The sequence below is a fragment of the Massilia aquatica genome, assembly GCF_011682045.1.
GTDB lineage: Bacteria > Pseudomonadota > Gammaproteobacteria > Burkholderiales > Burkholderiaceae_D > Telluria_A > Telluria_A aquatica.
Map to the genome: position 1 here is coordinate 1 of NZ_VVIW01000038.1, position 18,636 is coordinate 18,636.

Consider the following 18,636-nt stretch of genomic DNA (forward strand, 5'->3'; position numbering starts at 1 on the left):
GTCTTGCAAAGCATGGGGAAGCAGCATTTGCTGATGCTGATCGTATGGAAGGTAGCTCGTCGTCATTTGACAAGTTTACCTCGTCACCATTCGGATTGCATCAGTTTCTGCCGCGCAGACTCCTAGCCAAGCGCAGGATCTCATTTGCCTTGCGTAGTTCACGAACTTCGCGCTCCAGCGCTTTGACCCGCTCGGTTTCGGCCGTGGTGGGACCTTCCCGCTTACCTGTGTCGCGCTCATGCTGGCGAACCCAGCGACGTAGCGTTTCCGCGGTACAGCCAATCTTGGCCGCTATAGATGTGATGGCCGCCCACTGCGACTCGTACTGGTCGCCAGCCTCCTCGACCATGCGCACGGCGCGCTCCATCACTTCTGGGGAGTATTTCGATTTCTTCATGGTGGCTCCATTTTCTCAAATATTGGAGCCTCCTTCAAACCCGGGGCGATTCAATCCCGATTCAGTTCCCGATCACCCCTCCTTCAGTTCCCGATCACCCCTTCTCCAGCCCCAAGCAAAGCAGACACGCCTGGCACCTTTTGGAATCGCATTTGGCGCTAGATGTCAACGGCGATCCAAAACTGATTGCACCGTGATTTTCCTCGGCGCCGCCCGCCCGGTTGGCGGGTGCCACCGGATCAGAATGTACCGCAGGCGCTCGGCCAGCATCTCGACATCGTCCCACGGGTCAAGCGCGGTCTTCATGCACTAATACCGCTTTCGGCAAACTGGCTGCGGAGCTTGTCCGCAGAGCTGATCTGCAGTGGTGCTGCGTCGCGTATGGAAGTCCGGGCGTGCGGAGCGCCTGATTCACCGGGAGGGAGCGCGAGCAGGTACTGGGCCGCGATACCGCGCTCGGCTCGCACGGCGTGCTTCAGTAGAGACAGGGCGCGGATAGGGTTGGGCACTTGCCCCCGCAGATATCGCTGAACTTCTGCCAGCCGAACGCTGGAATGGCCAGCAATGGCGTCGGCGGCAGGCACAGGCAGCCCAAGATCGGCACGTGCTGATCTGGTAGTGCGGCCAAGGCATCGACGATCCTGGCGCTGGAATCGAGCGCCGGCGCCGGGCCGCCACGCCATAAGGCGGTATCGCCTTGCGCCTCGGCGGGGTAAGCTTGACGATACCGCCCGACCCAGGTGAGCGACGGATAGTGCTGGTGCAGTTCGGCGTGCAAGGCCTCGCCATCGGTCGGCGTCGTTTGCGCCAACGCGGCGGCGGCGGTGGCGAATAGCGCTGTGAACAATATGCCGGGCATAAGCTTGCCCAACTGGCTCGGTGTTGTCAGGTCTGTATCGGTTATTGTCGTTTTTCCATGGGAAATTATTAGCGAAGGCTCGGATGGAGTCGGATGTAAGCAGCTTAATCGACCGGACCGATGCGGTCCGCACGAAGCGACGAACGGCAATATCAGCATGATGGAACATAAAATTGGTGAATCCGCGGCAGGCGGCGCGGCCAGTTCCCCATAAAGAACAGGACGGCGACAGGCCCGTGCTGGTGCCCGTGCCGCCTGCTTACGTCACAGGGAGCCTTGGTGCCGCGCTGCGGCCGCTTATGGCGCGATGCCGGCCGGTGGACGCGGCAGGTCGCGGGCACGCGTGCCCCAGCCCTTGGTGTCCGGCTGCGGCGCAAGCTGGTACTTCAGGGCGCCGCCCGACTGCAGTTGTTCCCAGTCGACCCACACGCGCTCCACCGCGCGCTCACCGTAGCGCACCGACTTGACGAAGCGGCTCTGACCCGGCTTGGCGCCTGGCGCCTCGATGCGCAGGGTGCGGCCTTGCGGCAGGTCGATCTCGGCATGGGCGAAGCGCGGCGCGTGCAGCAGGAAGCGGCCGCTGCCCGGCATGTCCGGATAGATGCCCAGGGCGCTGAACAGGTACCAGGCCGACATGGTGCCCAAGTCGTCGTTGCCGGTCACGCCGCCGGGGCCATTGGTAAACAGCGTTTCCGCGCCGCGCAGCACGGTGGTGGTCTTCCACGGCTGGCCCATCAAGGTGTACATCCATGGGGCATGCAGGTCGGGCTCGTTGTTCGGGTTGTAGCGGAACTGGGCATAGTAGCTGTACGGCCCGACCACCCACGACTTGCGCACCGCGTTCGGGTCGGCCCGCACCGCCTCGTAGTCGAAGAACTGGTCGAGGCGGCCCAGAGCTTGCTGGGCCCCGCCCATCGCCGCCGCCAGGCCCGGCACGTCCTGCTGCGCCAGCCACTGGTACTGCCAGGCCGTGCCTTCGTGGAAGCCGTGGTCGCCGCGCGGATCGAACCCGCTGCCGACGTCGGCGAACCAGCTGCCGTCGGCCAGGCGTGGACGCGGGAAGCCGCGCTGGCCGCTCGCCTGGTCGACCGCATTGGCGTCCCAGATCTTGCGCCAGTTGAGGGCGCGCTGCGACAGCACCTGGGCGTCGTCCGCATGGCCGAGCGCCTTTGCCATCTCGGCCAGCGCGCCATCGGCCAGCGCGTACTCGAGGGTCGCCGAGGCGCCGTGGTGCGGGTCGGTGTCCATGCCTTTCGAGACAAAGCTGCTGTCGTACTGCACGAAGCCTTGTTTCAGGTAATTCGGGTTGCCCGAACGGCCTTGCGGGCGAATCCCGTGCGCCGGGATGCCGAAGGCGTTCTCGCGCAGCGCGGCGTAGGCTTCGGCTTCGCGGCCCTTGAGCGCGCCGAAGCGCCACAGATCGACCAGGAACGGGGTGACCGGGTCGCCCGTCATGATGTTGGTTTCGAAGTTTGCATAGCCCCAGCGCGGCAGCCAGCCGCCATGCTCGCGGATTTTCAGGACCGACGTCGCGATATCGCTGGCGCGCTCCGGACGCAGCAGCGCAAGCAGCTGGTTCTGCGCGCGGTAGGTGTCCCACAGCGAGAAGAACTCGTAGTAGGTCCAGCCCTTGGCAGTGTGGATCGCGTCGTCGTAGCCGCGGTAGCGGCCGTCGGCGTCGTTGCCGGTCAGCGGTTGCAGCAGCGCGTGGTACAGCGCGGTATAGAACACGGTGCGCTCGTCGGTGCTGCCGCCCTCGATGCGCACGCTCTTCAATTCGCGCTGCCAGTTGGCCTGCGCCTTGGCCTTCATCGCGTCGAACGTCATCAGGCGCCCGTCCGCCATGCCTTCGGCGTTCAGGTTGATGCGCGCGCCTTGCGCGTCCACGTGCGAGATCGCGCTGACCGCGGTGACGGCCTGTCCGTTCTTGAGGTCGAACGTCAGCCAGACGCCATGCGGCTTGGCCTCGCCCTGCTGGCTGGGGCCACTGGCGCCCGGCCAGCCGCCGCGATCGTCCCACACGCCCCTGGCCTTGATCGGCTGGTCGAACACCATGCGGAACCACGTGGTGTACTTGGCCCCGCCACAGAAGCTCCTGGTGACGATCTTGCCTTCGACGCTACGATCGTCGATCACCCTGACTTCACTGCCGATGACGGAATGGCGTTCGTTGGCCTGGGCCACGTTGAGCAGCACATGGCCGGTCGTGGTGCCGCTCGCATAGGTGTAGCGTTCGGCGGCGGCGCGGGTCAGCGCGGTGGCCTCGGCCGTGATGCCGCCATAGCTGGTGAGCTTGACCTTGTAGTAGCCGGCCTGGCCGACTTCGTCGGCATGGGTGTACCCGGCGGCGTAGCGCTGGTGGTCGAACGTGTCCTTCCTGGCGGTGTCGAAGTCGCCGCCCGGGCCGATGGTGCCGGTGACCGGCAGCACCGACAGCTGCCCGCCCTGCTCCCAGCAGCCGGCGCCCGACAGGAAAGAATGGCCGAAGCCGCGAATGAGCTTGTCGCTGTAGCGGTAACCGGCATAGTGCCCGGCGATCGGGCCAACCTGGATCATGCCGAACGGGGCCGAGGCGCCGGGGAAGGTGTTGCCTTCGTCCTGGGTGCCGATGAAGGTGTTGACCGGCGTGGTATCGCCGGCGGCGGCTGCGGGGTAGTGCACGGCCAGCGGCATGCACGCCAGCAGCGCGAGACGCAGGACCGGCCGCAGCGAGGTAAAACGGGGATGTCGTATCACGATACTTCTCCTTCAAGCAGTTCGAACAATTGATGCATGGCGGCGGGCGGCGGCGGGGTGCCGACTTCCACCTTGCCGCCATCGAGCATCCACGCATAGCCGCAGCCATCGCGGGCGCGGTGCGCCTCGTGCAGGAAGCGCAGCGCGTGCTTCAGGCCATCGAGGTGGGCCGGATCCTGGAACTGGCGGTACGCCATCGCGCAGGTGAACACGAAGCGCGAGCTGCTGACCAAGTGCCGGTGCTGCCGGTCATAGACCGTGCCGTCGTCCTTGAAATAGTGGAACAGGCCGCCGGCGGGATCGATCGCCCGCGGGTGGTAGAAGCGCATCGTGTGGCGCGCATGGCCGGGCAGCACGTCCCGGCTGCGAAAGTTTGGAAAAGTAGTCATGGTGATGTGGTGGCGGGTGTACGCCAGTCGTCGTAGCCGCTCGCGCGCACGCTCGTCTCGACTGGCACGGTTATGTGGATGTGTTTTGCGCGTTGTAGCCAACGCCGCATGCACGGGCCTTTACCTCGCTTCGAGCAATTCCAGTTCCGCCAGCTCGAACGGTGTGCCTTGCGCAAAGCGCAGCCGGTATTCCCGGTAGGCGCCCGGCCTGGAGACGCCGAACGGGCGCAACTGCCGCTCCCACGCAAACGGCTCCTTCTCGCGCGTGTCGAGCACGACCCAGGCGCCGCTGCCGTCGCGCCCTTCCAGCGTCCATGACAGCGTGCCCGCCGGCGCCTTCCCGCCGGTGATGGTGTAGTGAACGATGGTGGCGGCATTGGGCAAAGTGAAGCCGACGTTCGCGCCGGCCGGCAGCGCCACGGTGGTGGCTGCATCGTCGTCGACCAGCGGCCCGGGGACGCGCTTGCCGTCGACCGTGACGGCTGCGTCTTGCGAGCGGTCGCGCAGGCCGGCGGGGCGTTGTCCGGCGCTGGTCATCGATGCGGGCAAGGCGCCGGCATCGCTGCCCCACGCCGACGGCTTGCTGCCCATCGTGAATTCCAGGGTGGCGCCGGCGGCAATGTCGGCGTGCCGGATCCACGCTTTGTTCCAGGGCGCGCCGTTGACCTTGAGCGACTGCACGTAGACGTTCTCCGGGCTGTTACCGTGCGCGATCACCGATAGCAGGCGGCCATTTTCGAGACGCACGTCAGTGCGGGCAAAGGCCGGCGAACCGATCACGTATTCGGGAGACCCCATCCGCAGCGGATACAGTCCCATCATCGCGAAGGTGTACCAGGCCGACATCTCGCCATTGTCCTCGTCGCCGGCATATCCCTGGCCGATCTCGCTGCCCAGGTACAGGCGGGCCACGATGTCGCGGGTGATCTTCTGCGTCTTCCAGGGCTGGCCGGCGGCGACATACATCCACGGGATGTGATGCGATGGCTGGTTGCTGTGGGCGTACATCCCCATGCGTACGTCGCGCGCTTCGGTCATCTCGTGGATCACCTGGCCGTAGCTGCCGGAGAATTTGGCATCGGCCGCTTCGGGGGTGGCGAAGAAGGTGTCGAGGCGCCTGGCCAGCGCGGCGCGGCCACCCATCAGGCCCGCCAGTCCTTCGGCGTCGTGCGGCACGGTGAAGGCGAAATTCCAGGCATTCGCTTCGGTATAGTCGCCGCCCCAGCGGCGCGCATCGAAGGTGCCGGCCGCCTCGCGCCATTGCCCCTTGGCGTCGCGGCCGCGGAAAAACCCGGTGGCCGGGTCGAACAGGTGCACGTAGTCAGCGGCGCGCGCCTTGAAATAGGCGGCTTCCTCGCGGTAGCGGCGGCCACGCGCGCTGTCGCCCTCGGCGAAGGCCAGGGCGGTGGCCATCTGCGCCAGGCCGAAGTCGTTGAGCGCGCCTTCCAGCGTCCACGACATGCCTTCATGGACGCTGGCGTCGGCGTAGCCGCGGTACATCGAGCGTTCCAGGCCCTTGCGCCCGACGTTCGACACGGGCGGCACGACGGTGGCGTTCTTGAGCGCCGCCTCGTAGGCCTGGTGCGCATCGAAGCCGCGCACGCCCTTGAGCCAGGCGTCGGCGAAGGCCACGTCGGAACTGGTGCCGACCATCAGGTCGGCATAGCCCGGCGAGGACCAGCGCGCCACCCAGCCGCCGTCGCGGTATTGCTGCAGGAAGCCGTCGACCATCTCGCCAGCGCGCGTTGGCGCGAACAGCGTGTAAGCCGGCCAAGTGGTGCGGAAGGTGTCCCAGAAGCCGTTGTTGACGTAGACCTTGCCGGGCACCACGGGGGCCGAGGTGCGTACGGCATCGCCGCCGGTGTTGGCCGTCGACCAGCCGCTCTGGTCGGCGTGGCGCCAGTCGGGCCGCTGCGCGGTGCCGACGTTTTCGTGGGCGACGTTCGGATACAGGAACAGGCGGTAGAGATTGGAATAGACGGTGGTGAGCTGGTCGTCGCTCGCGCCCTCGACCTTGACCCGGCCCAGTTCCGCATCCCAGGCGGCCTGCGCGCGCTCGCGCACGGTGTCGAAGCCGGCGTCGCCGATTTCCAGCGCGAGGTTGCGCTCAGCCTGTGCGAGCGAGATGAGCGAGGTGGCGATGCGCATGCACACTTCGCCCTTGTCGGCCTTGAACTTGATGTAGCCGGTGGGACGGCCGGTGGCGATCGCGCCGCTATCCTGCCAGGACTGGTCGAAGCGCGCGAACACGAACATGCGCGCGGCGCCGTTCGACAGCCCGCTGCGCGTATCGGTATAGCCGCGCAGGGTCTGGGCGCCCGCGTCGAAGGTCAAGCCGCCGCGCTCGTCGACGTTATCGAACAGCAGATTGGCATCGCCCCCTTGCGGGAAGCGGAAACGGAAGATCGCGGCGCGCTCGCTCGGCGCGATTTCGGCGCGGATGCCGTTGTCGAAGTCGACGCGGTAGGTGTGGGCGCGCGCCACTTCGTTCTCGTGCGAGAACGACAGCGCGCGGCGCTTGCGGTCGGCGTCGGGCTGGCCGGCGGCGTTCGACGGCATCACCTGGAAGCTCTGGCGGTCGCCCATCCACGGGCTGGGCTGATGGCTCAGCGAGAGCGCCTGCAGGCGCGGGCGGTTGTCATCGTCGTTCTGCTCGTTCCAGCGGTACAGCCAGTTCAGGGTGCCGGCATCGGTGGCCGGGGTCCAGAAGTTGAAGCCGTGCGGCGTTGCCGTGGCCGGGATGTTGTTACCTCGCGAGAAAGTGCCGTTGGCCTGGGTGCCGCGCGTGGTCAGGACATGGTCCGACGGCCGCGTTGCCGCGCTGCGCACCTGCTGCGTGACCTCAATGTCGTCGAGCCAGCCGCTGGCGCCGGCTCCGGATGTCGGCTGCAGCACCAGCTCGATCGCCCTGATGCGCCGCCCGGCGAGTTGGCCCAGCCGCACCGCCTTGTGCGCCCACTGCTGCGGATACAGCGTGCGCGACTGCGCCTGCGCGGCCGCATCGGCGCGCACGCCGTGGTTGTCGCGCAGGTCCAGGCTGGAGATGCGGCGGCCGTCGTCGAGCACCAGGTCCAGCGCCACGCCGGTGGAGGAGTCGATGTCGCCGTCGACGATCTCCGGCAGCACCTTCCACGACAGGGTGGTAGCGCGCCCGATCGCGATATCGACCGGGAACAGCTGCAGCCGTCCGCCCTTGCCGGCGGCACGGTAGCGCAGCGCGCGCGCGCCGCTGTAGCCGGCCTTCGGCTTGGCCGCATAGGGGCGCTCCGGGCCGTCGCCGGGTTCGACCCTGACGCCCTCGGCGGCCATGGTGGCGGGCGCGGGCTGGCCCGCTTCGAACGAGGTCGAGAAACGCGGTTCGGCCGCGCCGGCGGCAGCGGCGCCGGCCAGCAGCATGGCCACGGTCGATACGATGGTGTGCGTGTTGTTCATGTGAGGACGATCTCCTGTGGAGTGGGACGGCCGCCCGCGCGGCGGCGGCCAGCGAACCCGGATCGAGGGCGGCGCGCGGCAGGGTCGACAGCGGTCGCGGAACAAAAAAAACACCCTCGCCGCGCCGCTGGCGCCGCGAGGGTGGATGCGGACTCAGAACTTATAGTTCAGGCCGACATACGCCACGCGGCCGGCGTAGCTGTTGGCGTAGAAGCGCGCCTTGGTGTCGCTGCCCAGGTAGGAACGCGATTCTTCCGCGGTCGCGTTCAGGATCGACGCGGTCAGGCTCAGTTCCGGCGTGAAGTTATACGCCGCATTCAGGTCGACCTGGCTGAACGGCTCTTCATACACGTTCAAGCCGTTCATCAGGCCGTTGACCACCTGGCCGCGCCGGTTGTACGACGCACGCAGCATCAGCTTGTCGGTCGAGTAGAACAGGGTCGCGTTGGCCTGGTTCTTGGCGCTGCCCACCAGCGGCGAGGTGCCGATCTCGGTGCCGTCGGCCAGGGTGATGGCGGCTTGGTTGGTCTTGTTGTACGTGTAGTTGACCTGGAAGCCGACGCCATTGCCGAAGGTGTGCTGGGCGTACAGCTCGACACCTTTCGATACCGCGTCGCGTCCGCCGGCGCTGGTGGCGTAATTTTGCACCGCGATCGATTCGCCGCCGATGTTCAGGTTGACGTCGCGCACCACAGGCACCGCGAAGTTCTGGACGTTCTTGCGGAACACGCCGGCGCCGAGCACCGAGCCGCGCTGGAAATACCACTCCACGCCCAGGTCGTACTGGGTGGCCTGGTACGGTTCGAGATCCTTGTTGCTGCCCTCCCCGAACCAGCCCTGGCGGTCGCCCCCGCCGATCAGGCGGCGGTCGTTGACGTATTCCTGGCCGTAGTAGTTCAGCGCGCCTGGCGCACCGATGTCGTTGTAGCTCGGACGCGCCACCACCTTCGAGGCCGCGCCGCGCAGCAGCACGGTGTCGCTGAGGTCGTAGGCGACGTTCAGGCTCGGCAGCACGTCGGTGTACTTGCGTTCGAGCGAGCTGACCACATAGGTCGAGACGTGGCCGGTGGCCGGATTGGTCTGGCTGTCCGGCACCACCGTGAAGCCGCTGGTGCAGCCCGAACCGGCGGGCGCGCCGGCGGCAGGCAGGCCACCCGCGCGGCAAGGTGCCGGCGTGCCGTCCGGACCGTCGAAGAAATAGTCGTTGTAGTAGTCGACCTTGTCGGTCGAATCGGCGTGCTGCCGGGTGCGCACCACGCGCAAGCCCAGGTTGCCGCGCAGGCGATCGGTCTTGAAGTTAGCCTGCAGGTACGCCGACATGATCTTTTCATTCACGTTGTAAATGAAATTGTCTTCGTTCCGGGTCTGCATCTGGCCATAGGTCTGGTTCAGGTGCGAGATGTAGGCCGGGTAGTTAATGGCCGGGAAGGCGCTGGCCTTGAGGCCGCCCGTCAGGTTGCCCAGCGACTCGCCGTACAGGAATTCGGGACGGAACTTGTTGGCCGTCGCATCGCAGCCGTTCTGGTAGCGGTTGTCGTACTGGCCGGCGTCGAGCCCCTTGCAGGCCCAGTAGTTGTTGCCGGTGCTGCGGCTGGTGCCGCCGTCACGGTACTTGGTACCGAACTGGACCGAGTCGAGCCAGTTGCTGTCGGCATGCCAGGTCAGGTCGGCCTGGGCGTAGTCCTGCTTGGTGCTGTTGCGGGTCCACGACGACGAGGTCGAGCCCAGGTCGATCTCGCCGATGCCGTTGCGCAGGTTTTGCATCAGTTGCGGCGCGAAGGTCATGGACGGCGTGCCCGACACGTCCCACGCGGTCGCGCTGTTGCCGAGTACCCAGCTGCTGTCCGCATTTTGCATGCGCGGCTTGATCGGCATGCCGAACTGCAGTTCCGGACCGCCTTTGGCCCAGGTGCGGCCGCCCTTGAAGGTGGCGTCGATCGACGCGCCCTTCCATTCTATGTCGAGGTCGGCGGTCTGCGAGAGCGCGCGCTCGCGGCTGTAGCCGCCAGTGATCTGCGGTGTCGGGACGGTGCAGTCGTCGGGGCCGAAGCCGCCGGTATTGGCCAGGCCGCCCGCGCCGGCCTGCGCGCTGTTGCAGTAATACTTTTTGCCCGGATGCGCGCTGTACTGCGCGCCGGTGACGATGGTGCCGCTCGGGTCGAAGCTCAGGCCGTCGAGCAGGCGTCCGCCCGGCCAGTTGCCGTCGCCGTCGTAGCGGGCGATATTCCATTCCGGGACCTTCAGCTGGTTCAGCTGGGAATTTTGCTGCAGGTCAAAGCGGAAGTAGTTGGCCGTCATGTTCAGGTTGCGCAGCGGCTTGAACTGCAGGGTCAGCTGCCCGCCCTTGCGCTCGCGCTCGGTGGTACGCACGTCCAGGTTGACCGAGGTCGGCATCGCGAATTTGCTGTAGTACTTGCCCGACTGGTCGTAGAAGCCCGACTGGCCCCACCAGAACGAATTGAGGTTCGATGGCTTGCCGTCCGCGCCGACCGGCGGCTGCGTCTTGTAGCTGTCGGCATACCACTGCCAGTTCTCGGTGCTGGCGCCCATCGTGCGCGTGGTACGCTTTTGCTGGGTGTAGCCGACCAACATGCCGATGCGGTTGCTCTCGTCGTGCCAGGCGTACTGGCCGGAGAACTGGGGGTCGGTCTTTTTGGTGGTGTCGGCCCAGGTGCCCTCGGCGTTGACGAAGCCGGAGCCCGACTTGACGTCCAGCGGACGGCGCGTGCGCAGGATCACCGTGCCGCCGATGCCGCCTTCGTCGAAGCGCGCTTCGGACGTCTTGTACAACTCGGCGCTGGAGAGCATATTCGACGGCATCAGCATGTAGTTGAACGAACGCGACGGATCGCCGTTCGATTCGGCGGTGGCGACGTAGTTGCCATTGAGCTGGGTCAGGGTCAGGTCTGACGACAGGCCGCGCACGCTGACGTTCTTGCCTTCGCCGCCGCTGCGGGTGACGACGACACCGGGCACGCGCTGCAGGGCGTCGGCCACGTTCTTGTCCGGGAATTTACCGACGTCTTCGGCAGTCACGACCTCGACGATCGAATTGGCCTCGCGCTTCTGGTCGAGGCTTTTCTCGATCGCGTAGCGAAAACCGGTGACCACGACTTTGGTCGCGGCGGCGCCGGGGTCCTGCTCGGCTGGTGTTGCCGCGACCGGCGTTGGTGTCGCAGTCGGCTGCCCTGCGGGCGGCTGGGCAGGCTGGGCGGCCCGCGCGTTTTGCGCATGGGCGCCCGACAGCGAGAGCAACGCGAGGCCGACGGCCATGGCGATGGGCGTGACGCGGCAGCGCGGGCGGGAAGCGTGATGGGTTCTTGAAGTCATGTTGGTCTCCTGATCGTGCCCTGTATCGGGCTTTCTTTTATAGCGGCAGCAAGTGTCAGGCGTCCGTCAAGCGGGCGCAGCCTCCCGCACCGCAAGGCGAAGCGGGTCTGCCATCCCACCCGATGCCTCGACCGGGAACGGAACCCACCTTGAAGCTCGATGCGAAACCAGCGCGGCACTGTCTTGGGCCTGGCAGACCGTCAACTGCGTTGCGCGCGGCGTGCACGAAGCTAAATGCAACTAGAATCGCGGATTATTAAACGGCGGTGGATCATGTGCATGCCGGTAAGTTTCGCATTTCAACAAAGCAAATTTATACTAGGGAATGTAATAGCCTTCAATCAACTTTCATGATTTGCGTGAAGTTTAGCGTTGTCTAGTAAACACGGGTCGAGGGAATGTCTGGGAGCGTGGCGTGCCGGGGCCTCGGCGTCGGGAGTGAAATTCATTTCAATGTCGCTGACGTACCAGTCATAATCCTGAGGTGCGATATCCGCCGCCGCAAATACTTCCTTTATGTCTGTGAAGTAGCAAACCTGGTCAAGGTTTTTATATGTAGTGCACCGAACACGGCGCCGTGCCGTCCCAAAAACTGCGCAGATGCACTTGGCCTTGTCGACTGCGCTTCGCCGCTTTACACTGAGACACCCGAGCCTTCTCCCTGGCGATCCATGCCGATGAAGAAAAGCGCCACAAGCTAAAACTGGCGCGACGTGTGGCCGCGCTGGCGCAACGTGATGGACATTGCCGGCCCGGTTCTCGAGCTGTCTCCCTATCGCGGCGAGCTGTTGGAGGCCGTCGGCAATTTGTCGGCGTTGACGCCGCCGGCAAGTCCCCATGACTGGGCCGCCGAACTGGAGGCGCGCGGCGTTCCGGCGGGCGACTGCCTCGCGCTACTTAAAACACGCGGGCTAGCTGAATAGGCAATGCACGTTGCGCCGTTTGCAGGAAGTGTAATCGGTCGTGTGAGGCGAGCCAACGGTCATGTAGCAGATTACGACTGCGGCATATTGCGAAGCAGTTTGACGCTCAGCTTCGAGGCATAGCCGTGCTGCTCGCCGTCGGACCGCCACGTGACAGCAAGGAGCTTAGTCACGGCCGGCCCGGCGCGACCTTGCGTGGAAAGCCATAGTCCTTCGTTGAGTTGCCAGCAGCGCCGCACCGTAATGTCGACGTCAATATGGCCAAGGTCGAGCATCCATCGTGACTGACTGCGCCGCATAAACTCCTCTGCGCAATCGCGGTAGTGCCGCGATACTTGGTCTTCAGTCCAGTCGTTGAGCAAGGCAAGATGGGCGAGCGCCTGATCCAGGCGACCCGACATCTTCGCAAATCCAAGGTGCTGCGTCTCGTGACAGGCCGAGTACAGACCGATCAGCTTTTCTAGCCGCTGGACACCGCATGATTCGATGCGCATTGGTTCGTTGTAGCTCCACAATTCGTGGCATTCCAGCGGGCCGGCGGCACCACAGACCTCGCAGCGATGACCGCAGGCCGCGAACGTTTTACTGCGCAGCGTCTGCCATCGAGCGTCGTCGAGCAGGCGGTGCAGGCTCGCCCCCCAGGACGATGCCGGCACCATCGAACTGAGGGTGTCCTTGTACGCTTTCCACGGCAGCCAGCGTGTCAACAACTCCAGCGCTGATCTGTTTTTGCGCGTGACGTAGACACCCTTTTCGTCGCTGCGTACGCCAAGCCTGGTGTGCGATTTTGACGGCTCGCCGTCATATCCCACGAGGTGCAACCTGCCTTCCGGGTCCCACAGCTGCTCCGGTGCGCAGCCGGGCGTATTCTTGCTTGTCTTCTTCGGCCCTCCTGGCAGCAGCGCGGCAAAACAGCGCGTCGCGAGCAGGAAAGGGGAATCTTCTAAATCGGAAACTACGCCGTCCTGCACGATGCAGTCATGGATCTCGTAGAAACGCTCATCGGCAGTTCGTGGTGTCGCTGCGCTGCCGCTCATGCGGCACCTTCCGGCGGACCGCCGTGGGACTTGGACGCCGCACGAGACCAGGCCATGCCGCCGGCCAGCGCGGCGGCGACCGGCAATGCCATTGACAATGCGAAGAAGCCGATGGACGGCTGGGTCGCACCCGGCCCTGTTAGCATGATGAGGAAAAACGTGTCCGCGATCAGTCCTGCCACGGCAGACTGCGCGGTGGGGCCACCCCCGCCATATTTCGCGGCCACGTACCCGCCGGAGTAAGCGGATGCAATTTGTACCAGCCCACTGAGCACGGCATTGATTGAGAAATAACTGAGCGATATCGCCGCGTATGCCTGTTCGATAGTCATTCCGGACTGGATATATATCCAGAGCGAGGCGTTAGCGACTGCGGTTCCCAGGGTAGCCATTCCGCCAATAGCGGCCGCGCCACCGATCAGCGACGCGCGCCAGCTAAACGAATCCGGCCTGGCTTGGGATGGTACTGGCGGGTGGTAGGGGTTCATGTCGGCATACGATCAAGTCCGCGTTCAATTCAAGGGAGACGGCTCAATGCTGCCGGACCCTCATGGGGGAAACATAGACCCGAGAATGTATCACCATTACTGCCGTTCAACTTGTAGAGATTTCTGGAGCAAGGCGGTGTACGAGATCTCTGCGGTCAATTCGCATAGCTCCTGTCGGCGTTGTGATTTGGCACGTTAAACAGGAAGAGGACGGTATATCGTACCTGCTTTCCCCTGTTGCATTGCCATTCGAAGAGTTTGCGTATTCACCTCAAGCTAAGCGAACTTGAGCTTACGCACAGCCCAATCGAAATTCATATTGGCGCTTGTGACCCCCAGCATCTGATTTTCAACGGTGCCGAGTAGCTTGGTTTCCGATACCGGTAAAGTGTTTGCACGGACGTACTCAGCGATACAGCGCTTGAGCGACCACGATGTCGACGGGCCTTTGCGCGGCTCGAGCAGACTTGTTGGCACGATGCCTTGCGCCAGCAAGCCATCAAGCTGTTGCCCATAGCGCTGTGCTTCGTCGAAAGTGTCAAACGTGGCCCAGAATGTTTTGGGCAACAGCTTGCTCTTCACGCTGAGCTGAACGGTACCTGAGGGAGTGGTTTTTATCGGGGCCATGAATCCAAGACAGGATTCAAACGCTGAAAAGTCAAACGGCCAGTAGGCCGTTGTCAGGGAGGCGCACCTCCCGTGCCGGGAGGTGCGAACCCTGTTCGAACCAGCTCAGAGTGAGCCAAGTCCTTGATTTTCTGGAGGCGAGGACGGGAATCGAACCCGTCTAAACGGCTTTGCAGGCCGCTGCATAACCTCTTTGCTACCTCGCCAGAAACTTTGCTGCGCCACCCCCGGTGGGGTGACAAAAAAAGGAAGCGATGCTTCCCTTTTGAATTCTGGAGCGGGAGAAGAGTCTCGAACTCTCGACCTCAACCTTGGCAAGGTTGCGCTCTACCAACTGAGCTACTCCCGCATTGGAGTCTTGCATCTTACTATGTACCGCTACTGCCTGCCTGACCCAGAACAAACTGGAGCGGGAGAAGAGTCTCGAACTCTCGACCTCAACCTTGGCAAGGTTGCGCTCTACCAACTGAGCTACTCCCGCGTGCTACAACATCGTTACAGCATCGTGACAACATCGTCACGACAGGGCGGCATTATAGATGATCTGGACAGGCTGTCAAGGATCAACAGCCAATTACTGCATTCACTCCATCATGCCGCCCTTTTCCTTGATCAGCGGCCAGGCCAGGCGCATGTAATAAAACATCGACCAGACGGTCAGCACGGCGGCCAGCACCATCAGGTATTCGCCCAGCAGCTGGGTGTCGATGAAGCGAAACAGCATGTCGTGCCACAGCAGCAGCGGAATGGCGGTCATCTGCGCGGCGGTCTTGATCTTGCCGATCGAGCTGACCGCGACCGAACGCGACGCGCCGATCTGCGCCATCCATTCGCGCAGCGCCGAGATGGCGATCTCGCGCCCGATGATGATGAAGGCGAGGAAGTGGTCGACCCGGTCCAGGTGCACCAGCACCAGCAGCGCGCCGGCCACCATCAGTTTGTCGGCCACCGGATCGAGGAAGGCGCCGAAGGCCGAGGTCTGGTTCCAGCGGCGCGCCAGGAAGCCGTCGAACCAGTCGGTGACGGCGGCGATGACGAACACCAGGGTGGCCGCCATGTCCTGGTCGGAGCGCGGCAGCCAGTGGACCGGCAGGTAGTACACGCCGACGACGAGCGGAATCAGGGCTACACGTAACCAGGTCAGGAGAATCGGGATATTAAAGGGCATAGAGGGGGGCGCACTGGTTAAGCGTTGATAGATGCTTGCGACGCTAGTCTACCTTGCTCACGCTGTTTTCACCAGTTTGGACCGTGCGCGGCAATGGCGCGCACGGCCCGCGTAAAGACCGTCAGTGCAGCTGCCTGTAAATCTCTTCGGCCAGCTGGGTCGAAATGCCTTCGACCGACATCAGGTCTTCGACGCTGGCGTCGACCACGCCGCGCAGGCCGCCGAAGCGCGCCAGCAGCTTCTGGCGGCGCTTGGCGCCGATGCCCTCGATCTCTTCCAGGCGCGAGGTCTGGCGCGTCTTGGCGCGCTTGGCGCGCATGCCGGTGATGGCAAAGCGGTGCGCCTCGTCGCGGATCAGGGCGACCAGCATCAGCGCCGCCGATTCCTTGCCCAGTTCCTGCGCGGCGCGCCCGTCGACGAACATCAAGGTCTCGAGGCCGACCCGGCGTCCCTCCCCTTTGGCCACGCCGACGATCAGCGAGATGTCCAGCCCGAGTTCGGCGAACACCTGGCGCGCCATTTCGATCTGGCCCTTGCCGCCGTCGATCAGCACCACGTCGGGCATGACGCCGTCGCCGCCCGCGACCTTTTCGTAGCGCCGCATCAAGACCTGGCGCATGGCCGCGTAATCGTCGCCCGGGGTGATGCCGTTGATGTTGTAGCGCCGGTACTCGCCGTTCTGCATGGCGTGGTGGTGGAAAACCACGCACGAGGCCTGCGTGGCCTCGCCCTGCGTGTGGCTGATGTCGAAGCACTCGATGCGCAGCGCATCGAGGTCGCTCGCGTCGAGCGCCAGCGCTTCGGCCAGCGCGCGCGTGCGCGATTGCTGCGAGCCCTGTTCCGACAGCAGGCGCGCCAGCGAAATGTCGGCGCCCTTGTGCGCCATCTCGAGCCACTGGCGGCGCTGCCCCTGCGGCTGGAAGATCAGGTTGATGCGGTGGCCGCACTGCTCGGTGAGCGCCACCATCAGGGCCGGCTGGTCGAATTCGATATTCAGGATCAGCACCCCGGGGATGAATTTTTCGCTGTAGTGCTGCGCCAGGAACGCGGCCAGCACTTCGACCTCGATCGACCCTTCCGCGATCGCGGCGGCGTCGCTGACCTGGGTCGGAAAATAGGCGCGGTCGCCCAGGTGGCGCCCGCCGCGCACCATGGCCAGGTTGACGCAGGCACGCCCGCCCTGCACCACCACGGCGATGATGTCGACATCGGCGTCGCCGCCGGTCTCCATGCTTTGCTGGTGCAGCACACGCGCCAGCGACTGGATCTGATTGCGCACCGCGGCGGCCTGCTCGAATTTGAGTTCGCCCGCGAAGGCGTGCATCTTCGCTTCCAGGTCGGCCATCACTTCGCTCTGGCGTCCGCGCAAAAACCTGGCGGCGTTGTCGACATCGAGCTTGTATTCGTCACGCGTGATCAGGTCCACGCAGGGCGCGCTGCAGCGGCCGATCTGGTGCAGCAGGCAGGGGCGCGTGCGGTTCGAAAACACGCTGTCCTCGCAGGTGCGCAGCATGAACACCTTCTGCAGGATCTGCATCGATTCCTTGACCGCCCACGCACTCGGAAAAGGCCCGAAATACTGGTTCTTCTTGTCGACCGCGCCGCGGTAGTAGGCCATGCGCGGCACCTCCTGCCCGCTGATCTTCAGGTAAGGGTAGGATTTATCGTCGCGGAACAGGATGTTAAAACGCGGCTTGAGCGTCTTGATCAGGTTATTTTCGAGGATCAGCGCTTCGGCCTCGCTGTGCGTGACGGTGGTCTCGAGGCGCGCGATGCGCTCGACCATCATGGCGATGCGCGGGCTCGATAAATTCTTCTGGAAGTAGCTTGAAACGCGTTTTTTGAGGTCGCGCGCCTTGCCCACGTACAGGACCGCGTCGCTGGCGTCGAAATAGCGGTACACGCCGGGCAGGCCGGGCAGCTTGGCGACGGTGGCCAGCACCTGTTCGCGCGCGGCGGCGGCCGCGCCAGGGTCGGGCGCGGCGGCTGTTGGAAGTTCGGGAGTTACAGCGTCGGGAATCACATCGGTCATTGCAGAATCAATCCGGGTCGGTTACATCACTTGCCGGGTGACGATCACGAAGGCGACGCCGTATTCGGCTTCATCGCTCACCGTCACCTGGGCGCAAAGCCCATTTTGCCGCATAAAGTCGGCCAGCGCGCCACTGCACACCATTACTGGCTGGCCCTGCGGCGTATTGAGCATCTGGGCGCTGCGCCAGGCCATTGGCGCGCGCAGCCCGAGGCCGAGCGCCTTGGAGAACGCTTCCTTGGCCGCGAAACGGGTGGCCAGGTAGCGCAGGCCGCGCACCGGGTTCTGTTCGCGGCGCTGGCGGAACACCGCCAGTTCGTCCTCGCCCAGGATTTTGGCGGCGAAGCGCTCGCTGCGCGCCAGCGCCGCGCCGATGCGCGAGACCTGCACGATGTCGGTGCCGATCCCGTAGATCATCGCAGCGTGGACGCCCCTGCGGCCAGGCGCGATGCGACCATGATCGCCTTCATCTCGCGCACCGCGTTTTCAAAACCGGCGAACAGCGCATGGGCGACGATCGCGTGGCCGATATTGAGTTCGCCGATGTCGGCAATGGCCGCAATCGCCTGCACGTTCTGGTAGTGCAGGCCGTGGCCGGCGTTGACCTTGAGCCCGCGCGAGACGCCGAAGCGCGCGCCCGCGCGAATGCGCTCGAGTTCATGCGCCAGTTGATCCTGGCCGGCTTCGGCGTAGCGGCCGGTGTGCAGTTCGATCACCGGTACCCCAAGGTCGGCGGCCGCGCCGATCTGCGCTTGGTCGGCGTCGATGAACAGGCTTACGCGGATGCCCTCCCCTTGCAGCTGTTTGACGGCCGCCTCGACCTCCTTGCAGTAGCGGATCACGTCCAAACCGCCTTCGGTGGTCACTTCCTCGCGCCGCTCGGGCACCAGGCAGACGTCCTGCGGGCGCACCGCGCAGGCGAAATCGATCATCTCGCGCGTGACCGCCGCTTCCAGGTTCATGCGCGTCATCAGCTGCGGGCGCAGCGCAATCACATCGGCGTCCTTGATGTGGCGCCGGTCTTCGCGCAGGTGCAGGGTGATCACGTCGGCGCCGGCCTGCTCGGCCAGGATCGCCGCGCGCAGCGGGTCCGGATAGACGGTGCCGCGCGCATTGCGCAAGGTGGCCACGTGGTCGATGTTCACGCCCAGGTCGATGACCGGGCCATTCGGTTGCAGAAAGCTCATAGGGTTGCTCGTTTGCGTGGTTACGTGAAGA

General features: G+C 64.6%; 13 protein-coding genes, 3 tRNA genes and 1 pseudogene. 1 reads left to right on the top strand and 16 read right to left on the bottom strand.

All coding sequences use genetic code 11. The annotated features are described in order from the left end of the window. Window positions 1-124: 124 nt before the first annotated feature. The 6 genes and pseudogenes from F1609_RS31960 to F1609_RS31985 all read right to left on the bottom strand — a co-directional run. Window positions 125-397 (bottom strand): annotated as a pseudogene (locus F1609_RS31960) (transposase); the annotation flags it as partial. A 475-nt stretch (window positions 398-872) separates the two neighbouring features. Further along, a complete protein-coding gene (locus tag F1609_RS31965) occupies window positions 873-1,268 on the bottom strand; it encodes a hypothetical protein (protein WP_167081634.1) in 396 nt (131 codons plus the stop codon). 285 nt (window positions 1,269-1,553) lie between these two features. Continuing rightward, the gene (locus F1609_RS31970; protein ID WP_370661698.1) at window positions 1,554-3,992 is read right to left on the bottom strand and encodes a GH92 family glycosyl hydrolase; all 2,439 of its coding nucleotides are present in this window, start codon (window positions 3,990-3,992) and stop codon (window positions 1,554-1,556) included. After that, the gene (locus tag F1609_RS31975; RefSeq protein WP_167081636.1) at window positions 3,989-4,381 is read right to left on the bottom strand and encodes an AGE family epimerase/isomerase; all 393 of its coding nucleotides are present in this window, start codon (window positions 4,379-4,381) and stop codon (window positions 3,989-3,991) included. The genes F1609_RS31970 and F1609_RS31975 overlap by 4 nt, the downstream gene beginning before the upstream one ends. Window positions 4,382-4,501: 120 nt before the next feature. Then, on the bottom strand, window positions 4,502-7,813 hold the full coding sequence (locus F1609_RS31980) for a GH92 family glycosyl hydrolase (protein ID WP_167081638.1): 3,312 nt from the start codon (window positions 7,811-7,813) through the stop codon (window positions 4,502-4,504). Window positions 7,814-7,966: 153 nt separating this feature from the next. After that, a complete protein-coding gene (locus F1609_RS31985) occupies window positions 7,967-11,143 on the bottom strand; it encodes a TonB-dependent receptor (protein WP_196785514.1) in 3,177 nt (1,058 codons plus the stop codon). Window positions 11,144-11,880: 737 nt separating this feature from the next. Between F1609_RS31985 and F1609_RS31990 the strand changes: the two genes are divergently transcribed. After that, complete coding sequence (locus tag F1609_RS31990; protein WP_167081640.1) at window positions 11,881-12,066, top strand: hypothetical protein; 186 nt, start codon at window positions 11,881-11,883, stop codon at window positions 12,064-12,066. Between the two features lie 71 nt (window positions 12,067-12,137). Here the strand turns inward: F1609_RS31990 and F1609_RS31995 are convergent, their stop codons facing one another. The 10 genes from F1609_RS31995 to pdxJ form a co-directional block, all read right to left on the bottom strand. Further along, the gene (locus tag F1609_RS31995; protein WP_167081642.1) at window positions 12,138-13,103 is read right to left on the bottom strand and encodes a hypothetical protein; all 966 of its coding nucleotides are present in this window, start codon (window positions 13,101-13,103) and stop codon (window positions 12,138-12,140) included. Continuing rightward, entirely contained in the window at window positions 13,100-13,435 is a 336-nt protein-coding gene (locus tag F1609_RS32000) for a hypothetical protein (protein ID WP_167081644.1), read from the bottom strand. Before F1609_RS32000 ends, F1609_RS31995 begins: the two co-directional genes overlap by 4 nt. 432 nt (window positions 13,436-13,867) lie before the next feature. Then, window positions 13,868-14,218 (bottom strand): hypothetical protein, encoded by a 351-nt coding sequence (locus F1609_RS32005; RefSeq protein ID WP_167081646.1) that lies wholly within the window; start codon window positions 14,216-14,218, stop codon window positions 13,868-13,870. A gap of 132 nt (window positions 14,219-14,350) precedes the next feature. Then, a tRNA-Cys gene (locus F1609_RS32010) sits at window positions 14,351-14,424 on the bottom strand. A gap of 67 nt (window positions 14,425-14,491) precedes the next feature. Continuing rightward, window positions 14,492-14,567: transfer RNA gene (locus F1609_RS32015), tRNA-Gly, on the bottom strand. A 56-nt stretch (window positions 14,568-14,623) separates the two neighbouring features. Then, a tRNA-Gly gene (locus tag F1609_RS32020) sits at window positions 14,624-14,699 on the bottom strand. 102 nt (window positions 14,700-14,801) lie between these two features. Then, entirely contained in the window at window positions 14,802-15,386 is a 585-nt protein-coding gene (pgsA, locus tag F1609_RS32025; protein WP_167081648.1) for a CDP-diacylglycerol--glycerol-3-phosphate 3-phosphatidyltransferase, read from the bottom strand. Window positions 15,387-15,507: 121 nt separating this feature from the next. Further along, window positions 15,508-17,418 carry an excinuclease ABC subunit UvrC gene (uvrC, locus tag F1609_RS32030; RefSeq protein WP_167081650.1) on the bottom strand — a complete coding sequence of 637 codons (1,911 nt, stop codon included), beginning with the start codon at window positions 17,416-17,418 and terminating at the stop codon, window positions 15,508-15,510. A 21-nt stretch (window positions 17,419-17,439) separates the two neighbouring features. Next, entirely contained in the window at window positions 17,440-17,835 is a 396-nt protein-coding gene (gene acpS, locus F1609_RS32035; protein ID WP_167081652.1) for a holo-ACP synthase, read from the bottom strand. Then, window positions 17,832-18,605 carry a pyridoxine 5'-phosphate synthase gene (pdxJ, locus tag F1609_RS32040; protein ID WP_167081654.1) on the bottom strand — a complete coding sequence of 258 codons (774 nt, stop codon included), beginning with the start codon at window positions 18,603-18,605 and terminating at the stop codon, window positions 17,832-17,834. Before pdxJ ends, acpS begins: the two co-directional genes overlap by 4 nt. Window positions 18,606-18,636 lie beyond the last annotated feature (31 nt).